Genomic DNA, 15,304 nt, shown 5'->3' with positions numbered 1-15,304 from the left:
CGCCCGCCCGTCCGGTCGTTGGCAACCGGCCAGGAAGGGCCGAAAGTGAACCCATGCCGACCGGGCGGGACAGGGCGCCGCGGGAACCGGCCACGCCGCCGGCGCGGGTCGCCCGGCCGGTGCGCCGGGCCACCCCGCCGGTCCTGCTGCGCCTGCAGGCGGCCGCGGGCAACGCGGCGGTGGCGGACCTGGTCGCGCTGCAGCGGCAGGGGTGCCCCGCTCCCCCGGTCGCGCCACCCGGCCTCACCCCGGCGGCCGATCCGAAGTTCCGGTCGCTGAAGCAGGACGTCGGCGCTCAGGCCCGGTCGGCGAAGGCCCATCCCCCGGCCGGTGCGGAGGTCAAGCAGGCCCAGGACGCGGCCGTGGCGCCCGCCGACGACAAGGACGCGCAGGCCAAGGCGGCCCAGGCGGACAAGATGGCGGCGGCGAAGCCGGCCGGGTTCGACAAGGCGGCCTTCGTCGCCGCGGTGAACGCCGCGATCGCCAAGCAGGCGCCGAAGAACCTCGACGAGGCCGACAAGTTCGCCGGCTCCGGCAAGGCCGACCAGGTCAAGGCCGAGGTGCTGGGCAAGGTCACCGGCGGCAAGGACGCCTCGGCCAAGGACGTCACCGACCGCACGAAGGAGGCACCGGATCCCGGCCGCGCGGTGGAAAAGCCGGTGACGCCGTTGCCGCCGGCACCCCCGGCGCCGGCGCTGGCCCCGCCGGACCCGCGCAAGGCGACGCCGGACAAGGCCCCGCCCGAGCAGACCGACCTGCGCGCCGACCAGTGCGAGACGCACGCGGCGATGGCCACCGCGGGCGTCACGGACCAGCAGCTGGCCCAGTCCAACGAACCGGAGTTCACCGGCGCGCTGGCGGCGAAGCAGGAGGGCGAGCAGCACACGGCTTCGGCGCCGGCCGCGGTCCGCGAGTCCGAGGCCGGGCAGCTGGCCGCCGTCACCGGCGCGGCCCAGGCGTCGGGTCAGGCCGCGATGGCGGGCATGACGGGCGCGCGGGCGTCCTCGGCCCAGAAGGGCCAGGGCGCGAAGTCGGCCACGAAGGCGAAGGACGAACAGGACCGGGCGCGGATCACCGGCGAGATCAAGGCGGTCTTCGACGAGACCAAGGCGAAGGTCGAGGGCGTCCTGGGCACCCTCGACGCCGAGGTGGCCAAGCGGTTCGAGACCGGCGAGGCGCAGGCCAAGGTGGCGTTCACCGCCGACCACCAGGCCCGGATGAAGCGCTACAAGGACGAGCGCTACGACGGGATCACCGGCGCGGCCCGCTGGGCGTACGACCTCTTCGCCGACCTGCCGGCCGAGGCGAACAACCTCTTCCTCGAGGCGAAGAAGGTCTACGAGACGAAGATGCAGGCGGTCATCGGCGACATCGCGGACTTCGTCGGCCAGAAGCTGGGCGAGGCGAAACAGCTGATCGCGGACGGCCGCGCGCGGGTGCAGCAGAAGGTCGCGTCGCAGTCGCCGGCCCTGCGCAAGATCGCCGGCGAGGCGGCCAAGGAGTTCGGCGGCCAGTTCGACGACCTCGAGAAGTCGGTCGACGAGAAGCAGGAGTCGCTGGTCGAGGACCTGGCGCAGAAGTACACCGAGGCCCGCGGCGCCATCGACGAGGAGATCAAGGCGCTGCAGGCGGAGAACAAGGGCCTGTGGAGCAAGGCGAAGGAGGCGGTCGGCGGCGCGATCGAGACGATCCTCAAGCTGAAGGACATGCTGCTGGGCGTGCTCGCGCGGGCGGCGAACGCGGTCGGGCTGATCATCGCCAAGCCGATCGAGTTCCTCGGCAACCTGGTCAACGCGGTCAAGACGGGCGTCATGAACTTCGGCGCCAACATCGTCCAGCACCTCAAGGACGGCCTGAAGGGCTGGCTGCTGGGCAACCTGGCGAGCGCGGGCATCGAGATCCCGGACGCGCTGGACGCCAGGGGCATCCTGAAGATGGTGCTGTCGATCCTGGGCCTGACCTGGGCGAGCGTGCGCGCGCGGATCCTGCGGTTCATCCCGGAGCCGGTGCTGGCCAAGCTGGAGCAGACCCTGGACGTGGTCAAGATCCTGATCACCGAGGGCGTCCCGGGCCTGTGGCGGTGGGTGGTCGCGAAGCTCGGCGACCTGAAGGAGCTGGTGCTGGGCCAGATCAAGGACTTCGTGATCGAGAAGATCGTCAAGGCGGGCATCACCTGGATCATCTCGATGCTGAACCCGGCGGCGGCGTTCATCAAAGCCTGCAAGGCGATCTACGACATCGTCCTGTTCTTCGTGGACAAGGCGGCCCAGATCAAGGAGTTCGTGGACTCGGTGCTGGACTCGGTGGAGTCCATCGCCCGCGGTGGAGCCGGCGCGGTCGCGGGGCTGATCGAGCGGACGCTGGCGAAGGCGTTGCCGATGGTGCTGGGGTTCCTGGCGAGCCTGCTGGGCCTGGGCGGGATCTCGGAGAAGATCAAGTCGATCCTGGAGAAGGTCCAGGCCCCGGTGGGCAAGGTGATCGACTCCGTCGTCGGGACGGTCGTCAAGGCCGGGAAGAAGGTCTGGTCGAAGCTCAGGCGCGGCGGTTCCGCGGTCGTCGAAGGCGTCAAGGGGCTCAAGGACGCGCTGCTGCGGAAACTGAAGGCGAAGACGCCCGTCACCATGATGGGCAACAGCCACGCGATCTACCTCGAAAACCGCGGTGGCCGCCCGACCCTGATGATGGCCAGCCACGCCGACCCGCTGATCGACAAGATCGACCGGGCCCTCGCGCACGACGCCGTGAAGAGCAAACCCGCCGTCGCCGGTCAGCTCGCCGCCATGCGGGGCACGGTCGTCGCCCACGAAACCAAGCTGGGCAACGCCCTCGCCACCAGCGCGAAGGAGGAGATCCAGAACGCGGAGGCCGAGATCTGGCAGCAGCGCCAGCTGATCGCGGCCACCCTGCAGGCGATCGGGAAGGAGATCGACCTCGACCTGCTCAAGGAATCGACCTACGTGCTGGGCGGCGAAATCCGGTCGGAGTACCGCCGGGACGGCAAGTTCCGCCCGACGTTCTACGGCGGTTTCAACGGCGCGGCGGAGGCGAAACGCGGCCGCGAACTCAGCCGTCTGATGACCTTGAAGTTCAAGGAAGCCGCGAAGTGGCGGAACGACCCGGTCTACGCGATGAGTTCGTCCTACATCTGCCCGGGCAAGGACTACACCTCACCGCACCTGGTCCCCGGCATCGGCACCACGGCGATCAACCTGGACCACCGCAGCCCGAGCGTCATCCAGCACTGGAACAGCACCGGCCGGAAGGCCGACCAGGCCGCCCGGACCGCGTTCTTCAACCAGCTCGACAACCTGCACGGCATGTGCGGCACCTGCAACAAGTCCAACGGCGCGGCCGAGAGCGGCACCGGGATCTGGAACGTCGAGCCGGGGTTCAAGGGCCCGGACGGAACCTAGGCTTCTTCTTCGCCCTCTTCCTCGCGCTGCACGAACGTCTGCGCCATCTTCTCCTCTTCGCCCTCTTCGGCCGCCGGAGCTTCCTCCCGCTGGACAGCCGCCTCTTCCGAAGCCGAAGCGTGCGCGTGCCCGCCGTCCTCGCAGCGCTGAACGCCGGCCGCCGGGGCCGGGGCCGTCATCAGGCGGTCCGCGTTCGCCACGGCTTCGCGCTCGAAGCGGTCCGAAGGATCCGACACCTTCACCCCGCCGCCGGCGTCGGTGCCGTCCACCGGGCCGCTGCGCTGCTGCACCACGTGCGTCAGCTCGTGCGCCAGCATGTGCTTGCCGCCCTCGGACCCCGGGTCGTACTTGTCGCGCTGGAACACGATGTTCGAGCCCACCGTGTACGCCTGCGCGTTCACCGACTTCGCCGAATCGTGCGCCGCCCCGTCGGTGTGCACCCGGACGTCGGAGAAGTCCGCGCCGAAGCGGCCTTCCATGTCTTCGCGGGTCGCCGCGTCCAGCGGCGCTCCGCCGCCCGAGCCGACGACGTCGTGGACCGGCGAGCGCTCCTCCTCGATCAGGGATCCGGTGCCCGCGTTGCCGACCGCGCGCTGCAGGCCCAGCACGCCCGCCGGGCCGAGGACGTCCGTGCGGCCCGCCGCGGCCGCCCGGCCCAGCAGGTCCGTGTCGTCGCGCTCGAGCCGGTCGCCGCGGGGTCGCAGGGTCGGTTCGAGGTCGTGGTCGTGACTGTGCCCGCGCATGTCCGCTCCCTCCGCCACGGTTCCAGCTTGCCGCGTCCGGGCGCCGCGCACCAGACTGGCGTGCGCGTCCGGAAGGGCGGCGAACGCTGCCCGAAGGGGCAGCTCAGCCGTCGGTCACCATCGCCAGGTACGGCCCGAACTCGCGGTCCAGGCAGAGCCGGCCCAGCTTGCGGTACTCCCGCGCCACCGCGCCGACCAGGTCGCTCATCGCCACCGGGCGGCCCGCCTCGGCGGCCAGGTACGCGCCGGTGACCGCGGCCGACCGGATGTGGCCGCCGGCCAGTTCGAAGGCCTCGGCGAGGAACGCGAGGTCCAGGTCCGAGCCGCGCGGCAGCCGGGCGCCCAGGCAGCGGTCCCACAGGCGGTGGCGGAGTTCGACGTCCGGCAGCGGGAAGTCCACGATCACGTCCAGCCGGCGGGTGAACGCCTCGTCGAGGTTGGCCCGCAGGTTGGTCGCCAGCACCGCGATGCCGTCGAAGGTCTCCATCCGCTGCAGCAGGTACGCGCTTTCGATGTTGGCGTACCGGTCGTGCGCGTCGCGGACCTCGGACCGCTTGCCGAAGATCGCGTCCGCCTCGTCGAACAGCAGGACGCCGTTGACGCCGGAGGCTTCGGTGAAGATCCGTTCGAGGTTCTTCTCCGTTTCGCCGACGTACTTGTCGACCACCGTCGCCAGGTTCACCGTGTAGAGGTCCAGCCCCAGCGACGCGGCGATGACCTCGGCGGACATCGTCTTGCCGGTTCCCGAGTCCCCGGCGAACAGCCCGGTCACGCCCCGCCCGCGGCCGCCGCCGGGCCGCATCCGCCACTCGTCGAGCACCTGGTCGCGGTAGCGGGCCCTGGCCGCCAGTTCGTCCAAAAGGGACAGTACGCCGGCCGGGAGCACCAGGTCGGGCCAGCCGACCGCCGGCTCGATCCGCCGCGCCAGCCGTTGCAGGCCGGCGGCGTTCTGGCTCCGCGCGCCCGCCCGGACGTGGGAGGTGCGGACCAGGCCGTCGTCGGCCAGCGCGGTCACCGACGCCGCCTTCGCGGCGCGGGCGATCTGCCCGGGCCCGAGCACGAAGTGCGCGGTCGCCTCCCCCGGGTCGACGTCCGGGGCGAGCCGGCCGTCGAGGCGGCTGCGCCACAGGTGCGCGCGGTCCGCGCCGGACAGCGGCAGCGCGTCGAGCTGCAACGGCGGCGTGCCGCTCCAGCGCGGGTCCCAGGTGCCGGTGCCGTGCACCAGGAGCGGGATCGCCGGGTGCGCGAGCTCGTCCAGCCGCGGGTCCTCGACCGGACCCAGCACGATCCCGGCGCCGCGCAGCAACGCCTCGCGCCGCAGGGACGCGGTCAGCTCGGCGTCGGCCTGCCAGCGGGCCGCGTCCACCACCAGCGCCGGCCGGCCGGCCGCGGCCAGCGCGCCGACGCCGAGGTCTTCGGCGCCCCCACCGGGGTGTTCCTTGAGGTAGACCAGGCCGACGCCGCCCTCGATCGCGCGGGCCAGCCGGTCGCGGCCCGGGACTTCGACGAGCTCGGTGCCCAGGTGCGCGCAGCCGGCGAGCTCGGGGGCGAGGCGGTCGTCGCCGAGGAGGTGGTTCACCACGCGGTCGGGGACGCGCAGCGTGCGCGAGAGGAACGGCCGTTCGTCGTCCTGCACGGTGAGCAGGCCGCAGCTCATCAGCGGGGAGCCGGCGTCGAGCCGGGCGCGGCCGGCGGCCGAGGCTTCGGGGATCCCGCACAGGCGCAGGGCCAGCCCGGCGGTCGCGCGGCGGCGGGTCACGTCGTCGTTGAGGTAGCCGTAGAACTGCTCGAACCGGCTGTCGAGGTCGGGGGCGAGCGCGACCAGCAGCAGTTCGACGTCGACCCCGGTGAGGTCCGCGCGGTCGGCGAGCGGGCGCAGCCGCCCGTCCGGGACGGAGTCGGTGAACGGCGCGAACGGCTCGCGGTGGCCTTCCAGCAGCGCGTCGATCGTCTCGTTCGACAGGTACAGGCCGCGGAAGGGATCGTCGGGGTTCGGGTCGGCCGCGCGCCGGACGTCGACCGCGTCGCGGATGCGCTGTTCGAGCCGCGCCAGCCGGCCGAACAGGTACTCCAGGCTCACCGGGGGTTCCGGTGGGTCCGCGCCATCGCGACCCGGCGCTGCCCGCCGACCACCCCGGTGTCGGACACCCGGTGCCCGACGAGCTCGCCGTCGCCGGTGTCGAGCTTGAGGCCCTCCTTCGCGGGCGGCCCCGCCGGGTACACGCGCCCGGTGTGGATCGGCGCGGAGACGACGACGTCCAGGGAGGGTTTGAGCTCGCCGCCGAGCGCGGTCCAGACGTCGGCGAACGCGCGGTCCTCCGGCGGCGGCAGCGCGACCGTCATCGGCACCGGCAGCCCGGTTTCGGCCAGCGACCCGGTGAGCACCTCCGCCGGCACGGCCTCGTAGCGCAGCAGGCCGAGCAGCAGGTCCGACAGCACGCGGTGTTCGTCTTCCGGCCGCTGGGTCCACGCGGTGACCAGGTAGGACAGCTTGACGTGCTTGGGCGGCAGGTGCCGCGCGGCGACCTCGCCGCGCTGGTCGTACTCGTTGAGCAGCCCCCGCGACCGGCGGCGCATGTCTTCGCGCACGTCGTAGAGGTAGACGTTCACGGTGGGGGCGTTGCGCCGGGCCGCCCAGTCCTTGGTGGGCGCGTCGAAGGCGACGTCGACCTCGCTGCCGCGCAGGGCCTCGTCCTTCACCAGCCGCCGCAGCGCCTCGTCGACCTCGTGGATCACCGGCGGACCTCCTCGCACTGGCGGTCCTCCCACGATGATCGGGCCGTGCCGCACCGGCCAGCCGCGCAGCGGCAAACCTTCGGGTACGCCCGGCTGCCCGTATGGGCAGTCGCGGTCAGCTCAGCCGGGTGAAGGTGAAGGTGGCCTCGCGGCCGCGGTCATCGCTCCAGTCGCCTGCGTACTGCAGCTGGGGCTCGGCCGAGGCGAGCTCTCCTCGGAAGGTCTGGTGGCCGTCGGCGTCGGAGTCGGTGGCGGAGAAGCCGGTGGCACCGGGAGCGGCCCGGGCGACGAAGTTGCTGCTGCCCACCGCGCCGTCGGCCGTCCACTGGCCGCCGTAGCAGGGCGCCGGGCCGCCGCACCGGCTTTCGCCGAGCCGGTGCAAGGTGATCGTCGCCGTCTCCGGATCGTTCCAATACCTGCCGTTGACCCGTTTCTGGGAAAAGATGATCCGCCATTGCCCGGTCAGGTCGCGAGTGGCGGCGGGGCGGGGGTCCGGGGCCGTGGTGCCGTCGCCGGAAGCACCGAACTTCCCGCCGGGGCCGGAGCCGGACGGCGGTGACGGCCGCGTTGCCGGCCCGGCCGACGGAAGGACCGGAGGCGGCGCGGGCGGCGGTGGAGCCGGTGGCGCGCTCGGTGGCGCCCCGGCCGACGGCCGAACGCTCGTTTCCGGCGGAGTCATCGGCGCGGCAAGCCCGGACAACGAGCTCGGCGCACCACTGGCCGAGGCGGGCGGGCCGCCGGAAGCGGGCAGCCCCAACAGCACACCGCCCAGGAGCAGAATTCCGGCGACGGCCTTGCGCAGCACGCCCGGGTGCTCCTGCGCGAGCCTCATCGCCGAACTGTCGAGGAACGGAACCCGGAGCATCAGCTGGGAGACGGTTTCCGCACTCCGGCCGAGCACGCCGGGCGCGCGGGTGACCAGCCCGTCGCGCACGGCCGCCGCCCGGTCGGCGAGCCGCCGGTCGCCGTGTTCCCTCGCCGAGCCGATCACCGCCGTGAGGAGCTCGGCGGCCTCCGCCGCCCGCTCGCTGTCGGCCCGGCGGGCGGCCAGTGCGTAGGTGAAGTACGCGATGTCGGTGCGGGAGCGAACGCGCCGGGCCGCGCGGAGCCCGAGCCCGAGCACCTCGTCGCCGCGGTGCCACCACGGGGTCGGCAGGAGCTTCACCGACACGGTCCGCGCGAGCACCAGGGCGTCCCACGGCCGGTCCTCCGCCAGCAGCCGGCGCAGGGTGCGTTCGAGGACGTCCAGTTCCGCCGCGATCTCCTCGGGCCCGGCTGCTTCGCAGGCCCAGGCGGTGATGCGGGCGAGCAGGGGCCGCGGCTCGGCCGGCGTCACCGCCTCGGCGACGTGCGGGCGCACCCGGTAGCGGCCCGATTCGTGCTCGACCAAGCCCGCCGCTTCGAGCTTGCGCAGGCCGGCGGTGACCGGCAGCCGGCCTCCCCAGGACGCGTCGGGGAAGACCAGCAGCTCCTTCACCGTCGTCACCGCGGGCTCGCCGAGCCGGGTGAGGGCCCGGGCGACGATCATGGCGTAGGCGTCCGGATCGGCCACCTCGGGCGCGATTCCCTGGACTCCGGCGGCGCGCAGGGCGGCGGCGAATTGCGTCAGCATGCCGGGGTGGCCGCCGAAACTGTCGTGGATGCGCCGGGCGCGGCGTTTTTCCGCGGCCGAAAGCGGGGCGCCGAGCTCGTTTTCCCACAATTCGAGACCGTCGGCGAAGTTCAGCCCGGCCAGCGGAAGCGTTTTGATCACCGGGGCCGAATCGGTGCGCCGGGAAGCGAGGACGAACACGCTGCCCGGCATCGCTTCGAGCAGCCACCGGATTTCCCCGGGCGGCCATTCGACGCCGTCCAGCACGACCAGCGCCCGGATCCCGCCGAGCAGGCGCCGCGGGGAAACCGGCCCTTCGACGTCGTAGCACGCCAGCGCGAGCTCGTGCAGCACGGCGTCGGGAGTCGCGCCGGGGGCGAGCACCTGCCGCAGCACCCCCTCGCACTCGGGGACCGCGCCGGCGGACAGCACCCCGGCAGCGGTCGCGTGCTGCAGCAACACGGTTTTCCCGACGCCCGCGGGGCCGCTGACGAGCACGTGCCGCCCGGCGGCGAGCTGCGCGCGCAGTTCCGCCAGTTCGCGCTCACGTCCCAGGCACGCGGCTCGCTGCGCCCACGGCAGCGACCGGCGGCGGGCACCGCCGGTCGTTTCCCGGCGCTCGTCGATCGTGTCGAGCAGCTGGTGCAGCTTCGGCCCGCCCAGCACGTTCACCTGGTGGAGGTGGCCGGCCTGGATCACGATTCCGTGCGGGTTTTCGGCGGTGTTCGCGACCGTCACGTGGTCGGCCGGGTCGCCGGATTCCGTGGGCTCCACTCAGCGTGCTCCTCCTCCGGCCGAGGAGTGCAGAGTAACAGTTTTCGAAATGACCCGGCGGCGCCCCCGCGGTGTCACTCTTTTGTCCGGGAAACGGCGGGTTCAGCAGCGCGGCATGACGTCGTCGAAAGTGGCGCAATTGTCCTGGTACCAGGGTGTCGCCTGCCACTGGTCCGCGGTCAGGATCCGGGACGTGTCCCCGGCCACGAACTTCCAGGGGCCGTAGTAGGCGTTGCTGAACCAGTAGTTGCCCTGGTCGTGGGTGATCGCGTCCTGGACCAGCGTGCCCTTGTACGGGGACCAGCTCGGGTACGTTCCGTAGTTGGACAGCAGGGCCATCTTGCCGCAGACCCCGTTCGTGCAGCCGGCGACCGCCGGGTCGAAGCGGAACGTGTTGTCGTGCACCTCGACCAGCTGGGTCTTCCAGCGGCAGTCGTCGTAGAGCGGCGAGGAGTCGATGCCCGGTGCGGCGCACTGCGTGCGGTCGGCGACGAGCTTGGTGCAGGTGTTGATCGAGGTGTTGGCCGGGCTGTTGCAGAACCGGTCGGCGTTCTCCCACGCGGTGATGCCGGACCAGTTGTCCTCGAAGACGTTGTCGTAGATGTCGATCAGGTGCGTGCGGGCCGGCACCCGGGGCTCGCCGCCCGACTCGGACAGGTAGACGCTCGCCACCGGGAAGTTGTCGCCGCGGTCGGCGCGGCGCTTGCCCGCGACCAGGCTGTTGCGGCGCAGGACGTTGTCGCGGAACACGAGGTTGTAGCTGATCTCGTAGAACAGCGCCTCGGCGTCGTTGTCCTCGATCAGGTTGTTCTCGATCAGGAAGTCGTTGTTGTCGGTGTCGGCCCAGAGCCCGGCGCCGTGGTTGTGGTGGATCCAGTTGCCGCGGACGTCGGCCTTGTCGACCACCCAGAACTTGATCCCGCCGCTGCACCCGCACCCGGGGTTGCGCGTTTCCCAGTCGTCGGTGTTGTTGCCGGCGATTTCGTTTCCTTCGACGACCAGCGCGGTGATCGAACTGTCCGACCGGTAGGCGTTCATGCCGTACTGCCCGTTGTTGCGCAGGCAGCTGTGCCGCACCTCCTGCCGGGCGCCGGCCATGATTCCCGCGCCTTTGTTGTTCTGCACGGTGGTGTTTTCGATGATCCAGTGGTCGCCGGAATCGTGGTTCACCACGCCCTGGTCCTGCGGGGCGACGAAGTTCTGGATGGTGAGCCCGCGGATGACGACGTCCTTCGCCTGCTGGGTGAAGGCCGCGCGGTTGATGCCCTGCCCGTCGAGCACCGCGCCCGGGGCGCCGAGGTAGACGTCGCCGTCCTTGGGGATGACCTGCCCGAACGGGTCGGCGGCCAGCAGGTGCGTGCCCGGGGGCAGCCAGAACGTCGTGCCCGGCGGCGAGTCCTGCGACTTGTGGTAGAGGTCGCCGGGCACCGCGGCGTCGATGGTGACCGCACCCGCGGGCGCGGTCGTGTTGGCCACCGGCTGGTGGTCGCACACCGGCCCGGGGGTGACCGCGGCGTCGGCCGCCGCCGGACCGGGTGCGACGACGAACGCGGCCAGCAGAACCGCGGCAAGAATCGGCCTCATGTGCGACATGCCGTGAAACCTACGCAACTTCTCCGCGGAATGCCTTGGGCCGATCGTGTCAATTCACAAGATTTTTCCGGCGTACCAGGTCACCGAAAAAGTGGTGATTACTCCACGACTCTGAATACCGTGGGAACAATCCATGGACGGTTCTGTTATCGTGGCCGGGCGCCGGTTGCCGGCCGGAATTCCCCGCCGGCGGGCGGCTCGGGCGGCCGAGCCGGTGCCGCCGTCCGCCGGAGCCCGCCGTCCGCCGCTTGGCGGGCGCCCGGGCCGCCCGTGCGGCGGCCCGGCGGCCCCGTGACCCGCGCCCCCCGATTCTTCGCGCTAAACGGAGAACTACCTGAGCGAGTGATTTCCCGCCATTCACAATGGCCGTCGCGATGGCGGCGGCCTAAGCTTGTCCGACCCCGTTCCTGATCTGTCCTCCACACGGCGGTTCTCGCGCACCGATCGGGTCTTTGCGCAGGTCAAGGCCCTGCCGAGGGCGGTAGCGTCCCTACCGGACAGAGCTTCTGCCCCGACGTCCGGACCCCGAACGAAACCGGAGTCGCACTCAGGAAGGGAATCCCGAGAAATCATGTCCACATTGCGACGACTGGCGGTCGCCGGCGCTTTCGCGCTGCCGCTTTCCCTCGTCATCGCCGGCCCGGCGACCGCTCACCCGCTCGGCTGGCCGAACGACTCGTGGAGCGCCGAAAGTTCCAGCAGCTGGGCGGGCATCGGTGGTGCGGGCACGACCGACACCGACGAAGGCGGCACCTGGTGGGGTCACCACTGGTCCGGCTCGGACTCCGCGGTGGCCGGCATCGGCGGCGCCGCCGTCACGCACACCGAGGAGTCCGGTGACCACGGCTGGAACCAGCCGTGGCACCACGCCTCGCACGAGAGCTGGTACGGCGACGACGACAACGGCGACTGCGACGACTACGAGGGGGATGACTACCACCACCACGACAGCCACCCCGTGGCCCACCACGTCGTGAGCCACCCCGACCCGGTCGAGGAGGCGCCGGCCGTCCACAACCGCCCGGTGCACCACGACGGCGACGACGGTTACGACCACGACGCCGGCTACGGTGCGGAAATGCACTCGGCCGGGATCGACGGCGCGACCTCGGGGCACGTGTGGAGCCACGCGGGTGAGCACTACGCCACCTACGACGCGGAGAAGCTGACGGCGGGCCCGTACGGCGCTTCGTCCGAGGGTGCGCACTCGGTGGCCGTGCCGGACTACGCGGGTCACCACTCGTGGTACGACGCGGCGGGCATCGGCGGTGCCGAGGCACACTCGGTCACCGCGGTGGCCGGCACCACGGACGGCGCGTGGGCCGACCACGACGCGGACGACGACTCCGACTACGACCAGGGCTGACGTCCGGGCCGGAGCCGAAGCTGAGCGAGCCGGACCGCGGAAGGCGGTCCGGCTCGCTCAGCTCGTGGCCAGCAGGTGCCGCACCGCGGCCGACCTGGCCGCGTCGAGGAACCGCAGGCCCATGAAGTTGTCGCCGGGCGTGAAGCCGGGCAGCGCCCAGATCGCTTCGTACGGCAGCCCGACGCGCCGGTAGCGCCGCAGGCTGTAGACGTTGCTGAACAGGCACTTGCCAGGGTCCGGCTGCCAGAGGCGGCGCGCGAAACCGGGGTTGCGGAACCCGTGCCCCACCTCCGCGGTGGCCTGGACGTGCTTGCGGCCGGTGAACAGCACGACGTCGCCGGTGGTGACGGTGTCCATCCGGCGGTCGTACTTGTCCTTGGCGCCCCAGAACCGGGCCCGGCCGCCCGGGTGCAGGGCGGTCAGGCGAGCGAGGTCCGCGGGGTCGAGCAGGTCGGCGAACTCGCCGAAGGCGACCGTCCGCTCGAGGGACCGCGTTCCGTACCGGCGGGCGTCGGCGGTGCCGTAGGCGGGCTGGACGAAGACCTGGACCACGGGCCGCAACGGTAGCTCAGCCGCCGTGGGTGCGGTCGCTCTGGTAGTCGGTGTAGGTGTACGGGTTGTCGAGGACCTTCGTCTCCGGGACGTCCGGGTTCATCCCCTGCCGCCACGCCTCCTCCCCCAGCTGCGCGCGCAGGTGCTCGACGGTGTCCTCGACGCGCCGCCGCACCGCGGCCAGGTCCACGCCGACCAGCTTGCCGTCGCGTTTGACCACCCGGCCGCCGACCAGCACGGTGTGCACGTCGCCGCGCTGGGCCTGGAAGGCGACGTGGCCGTAGGGGTTGAGCACCGGGAACGACGCCGGGGAGTCGTCGTTCTTCAGCAGCACGATGTCGGCCTTCTTGCCGGCTTCGAGGCTGCCCAGGTCCGAGCGGCCCAGCGCGGCGGCGCCGCCGCGGGTGGCCCACTCGACGACCTGGTCCGCCCGCAGGGCCGCGTGCGTCACCGTGTCGCCCTTGGCGTGGGCCTCCAGGTGCTCGCGGGACCGGTCGGCGCCGAGGGTGGCGCGCATGGCCGAGAACAGGTCGCCGCTCCACCACACCGACGTGTCCATCGACAACGACACCGGGATGCCGTACTTGCGCAGCGCCCAGGTGGGCGGGTAGCCCTGGCCGGCGCTCTGCTCGCTTTCGGTCGAGACCGACACGGAACCGCCGGTCGCGGCGATCCGGTGGTAGGAGTCCGCCGACAGCGACGCGCCGTGGACGTAGACCGTCTCCGGGGTCATGAACCCGTGGTCGTGCATCAGCCGGATGCCGTCGTCGCCGGTGGCGCCCCAGACGCCGGCGTGCGTGGTCACCGGGACGCCGAGCTCGCGGGCCACCTCGAAGGCCGGCTTCTCGGGGAACGCCGGGTCGCCGGTGACGTCGAAGGCGAGCTGGAAGCCGAGGTCGCCGCCGGTGCGGCGCGCGACGAAGTCGCGGAATTCGGGCGTGCCGGTCCAGTGGGCCGGGGCGTCCTGGATGTTGCCGTAGGCCAGCACGAACCGGCCGGGGACCGCTTCGAGGGCGTCGGCGGCGGCGTCGGCGTGCTGGGTCGTCTGCAGGCCGTGGGACCAGTCGACGGTGGTGGTGACGCCGGCTTCCAGGGCCTCGAGCGCGCCGAGCAGGTTGCCGGCGTAGATGTCTTCGGGGCGGAACACCTTGCCCCACTCGAGGTAGTACCAGACGAAGTACTGGGTCAGCGTCCAGTCGGCGCCGTAGCCGCGCATGGCGGTCTGCCACAGGTGGCGGTGGGTGTCGATCATCCCGGGCAGGACGAGGCCGCCGGTGGCGTCGATCTCGGTCGTGCCGGGCGGGACGTCGAGCGCGGGCCCGATCGCGGTGATCCGGTCGCCTTCGACGAGGACGTCCGCACCGGGCAGGACGCGGCGGGCGTCGTCGAGGGTCAGGACCGTGCCACCCCGCAGGACGACCGGACCGTCGGTGGACTGGGTCATCGCGGCCTCCGTACACTCGTCCGCTCTACGGACACTCAGTGGGCGCAGTCACCCTTGCCCAGTGCCGCGCCGGTGTCAATCCCCCGGGCTACGCTGCTGGGGCAACCGGGGCTTCGCTCCGGGCCGGCGGGCTTCGTACACCCGGAACCCCCGAAAGATCCGCGGGCAGGACCATCGAAACGGGAGGTGGCGCATGCCACGCGAGGGAACCGGTCCCGACTTCATCGAAGCGCTGGCGCGCGGGCTCGAGGTGATCACGGCGTTCGGGCCGCAGCGGCCGGAGATGACGCTCGCCGAGGTGGCCGGCGCCACCGGGCTGGCCCGCCCGACCGCCCGCCGGATCCTGCTCACCCTGGAAGAGCTCGGCTACGTCCGCGCCGACGGGCGTGGCTACGCCCTGACCCCGCGCGTGCTCGACCTCGGCGTCGCCTACGTGCGTTCGATGGGCCTGTGGGACGTGGCCCGGCCGCACCTGGAGCGCCTGGTCGCCCGCACCGGCGAGTCGTGTTCGATCGCCCAGCTCGACGGGTCGGACATCGTGTACGTCGCCCGGGTCGCGGTGCCCAAGATCGTGGGCCTGAGCGTGCAGATCGGCACCCGGTTCCCCGCCCTGCCGACCTCGCTGGGCAAGGTCCAGCTGGCCGCGCTGGCGCCGGCGGAGCTGGAGGCCGTGCTGGCGCAGCCGACCCGGTCGGGGCTGGTGCCGCGCTGGCGGCCGGACCGCGCCGAGCGGGACGCCGAACTGCGCGAGGTCCGCGCCCGCGGCTGGGCGCTCACCGACGAGCAGCTCGCGCTGGGCATCCGGTCGGTGGCGGCGCCGCTGCGCGACGGGTCCGGGCGGGTGATCGCCGGGGTCAACGTCAACTGTCACGCCGCCGAGACGCCGGTCGAGAAGCTGCTCGAGCACCACCTGCCGCTGCTGCTGCAGACCGCCGGCGAGATCAGCGCCGACTTCGCCCGCCTCGACGCCGTCCCCCACGTGGTGGGGGGGGGGTTGGGGGGGGGTTGAGGGCCCAAGCAAACAACCCCCCCGCGGGGCCCGGGCATAGCGGACGCGGGCGGGGGGCCGCAACGGCGGCCCAAAGGGGCAAG

10 protein-coding genes are annotated in these 15,304 nt (G+C 72.2%); 3 read left to right on the top strand and 7 right to left on the bottom strand.

Going from position 1 to position 15,304, the window contains the following annotated elements; genetic code table 11:
* Positions 1–53: 53 nt before the first annotated feature.
* Positions 54–3,413 carry a hypothetical protein gene (locus ABZW17_RS21875; RefSeq protein ID WP_354816919.1) on the top strand — a complete coding sequence of 1,120 codons (3,360 nt, stop codon included), beginning with the start codon at positions 54–56 and terminating at the stop codon, positions 3,411–3,413.
* Here the strand turns inward: ABZW17_RS21875 and ABZW17_RS21870 are convergent.
* From ABZW17_RS21870 to ABZW17_RS21850, 5 genes are all read right to left on the bottom strand, one after another.
* Positions 3,410–4,156, bottom strand: coding sequence for a DUF4157 domain-containing protein (locus ABZW17_RS21870; protein WP_354816916.1), 747 nt, complete (start codon positions 4,154–4,156; stop codon positions 3,410–3,412). The genes ABZW17_RS21875 and ABZW17_RS21870 overlap by 4 nt on opposite strands.
* A gap of 103 nt (positions 4,157–4,259) precedes the next feature.
* Entirely contained in the window at positions 4,260–6,236 is a 1,977-nt protein-coding gene (locus ABZW17_RS21865; protein WP_354816913.1) for an ATP-binding protein, read from the bottom strand.
* Entirely contained in the window at positions 6,233–6,892 is a 660-nt protein-coding gene (locus ABZW17_RS21860) for a DUF4255 domain-containing protein (protein ID WP_354816910.1), read from the bottom strand. Before ABZW17_RS21860 ends, ABZW17_RS21865 begins: the two co-directional genes overlap by 4 nt.
* 115 nt (positions 6,893–7,007) lie before the next feature.
* Positions 7,008–9,257 carry an ATP-binding protein gene (locus tag ABZW17_RS21855; protein ID WP_354816907.1) on the bottom strand — a complete coding sequence of 750 codons (2,250 nt, stop codon included), beginning with the start codon at positions 9,255–9,257 and terminating at the stop codon, positions 7,008–7,010.
* A 102-nt stretch (positions 9,258–9,359) separates the two neighbouring features.
* Complete coding sequence (locus ABZW17_RS21850) at positions 9,360–10,850, bottom strand: right-handed parallel beta-helix repeat-containing protein (protein ID WP_354816904.1); 1,491 nt, start codon at positions 10,848–10,850, stop codon at positions 9,360–9,362.
* Between the two features lie 571 nt (positions 10,851–11,421).
* Here ABZW17_RS21850 and ABZW17_RS21845 point away from each other — a divergent pair.
* Complete coding sequence (locus ABZW17_RS21845) at positions 11,422–12,216, top strand: hypothetical protein (RefSeq protein ID WP_354816901.1); 795 nt, start codon at positions 11,422–11,424, stop codon at positions 12,214–12,216.
* Positions 12,217–12,273: 57 nt separating this feature from the next.
* Here ABZW17_RS21845 and ABZW17_RS21840 read toward each other — a convergent pair whose 3' ends face one another.
* The gene (locus ABZW17_RS21840; RefSeq protein ID WP_354816898.1) at positions 12,274–12,768 is read right to left on the bottom strand and encodes a hypothetical protein; all 495 of its coding nucleotides are present in this window, start codon (positions 12,766–12,768) and stop codon (positions 12,274–12,276) included.
* Positions 12,769–12,784: 16 nt separating this feature from the next.
* Positions 12,785–14,212: an amidohydrolase family protein gene (locus ABZW17_RS21835; protein WP_354816895.1), complete on the bottom strand. Its 1,428-nt coding sequence runs from the start codon at positions 14,210–14,212 to the stop codon at positions 12,785–12,787.
* A gap of 193 nt (positions 14,213–14,405) precedes the next feature.
* Between ABZW17_RS21835 and ABZW17_RS21830 the strand changes: the two genes are divergently transcribed.
* Positions 14,406–15,221, top strand: a complete 816-nt coding sequence (locus ABZW17_RS21830) for an IclR family transcriptional regulator C-terminal domain-containing protein (RefSeq protein ID WP_354816892.1) — start codon at positions 14,406–14,408, stop codon at positions 15,219–15,221.
* Positions 15,222–15,304: the final 83 nt, after the last annotated feature.

Source organism: Amycolatopsis sp. NPDC004625 (genome assembly GCF_040609695.1).
Classification (GTDB): Bacteria; Actinomycetota; Actinomycetes; order Mycobacteriales; family Pseudonocardiaceae; genus Amycolatopsis.
The sequence above is the reverse complement of the archived record's forward strand: the minus strand, read 5'-3'. Positions and strand labels throughout refer to the sequence as shown.

What these genes read in the sequence shown, in the direction of transcription:
- ABZW17_RS21870 (WP_354816916.1), bottom strand. Translation starts at nt 4,156, where the DNA reads ATGCGCGGGCACAGTCACGACCACGACCTCGAACCGACCCTGCGACCC.
- ABZW17_RS21830 (WP_354816892.1), top strand. Translation starts at nt 14,406, where the DNA reads ATGCCACGCGAGGGAACCGGTCCCGACTTCATCGAAGCGCTGGCGCGC.
- ABZW17_RS21850 (WP_354816904.1), bottom strand. Translation starts at nt 10,850, where the DNA reads ATGTCGCACATGAGGCCGATTCTTGCCGCGGTTCTGCTGGCCGCGTTC.
- ABZW17_RS21875 (WP_354816919.1), top strand. Translation starts at nt 54, where the DNA reads ATGCCGACCGGGCGGGACAGGGCGCCGCGGGAACCGGCCACGCCGCCG.
- ABZW17_RS21845 (WP_354816901.1), top strand. Translation starts at nt 11,422, where the DNA reads ATGTCCACATTGCGACGACTGGCGGTCGCCGGCGCTTTCGCGCTGCCG.
- ABZW17_RS21835 (WP_354816895.1), bottom strand. Translation starts at nt 14,212, where the DNA reads ATGACCCAGTCCACCGACGGTCCGGTCGTCCTGCGGGGTGGCACGGTC.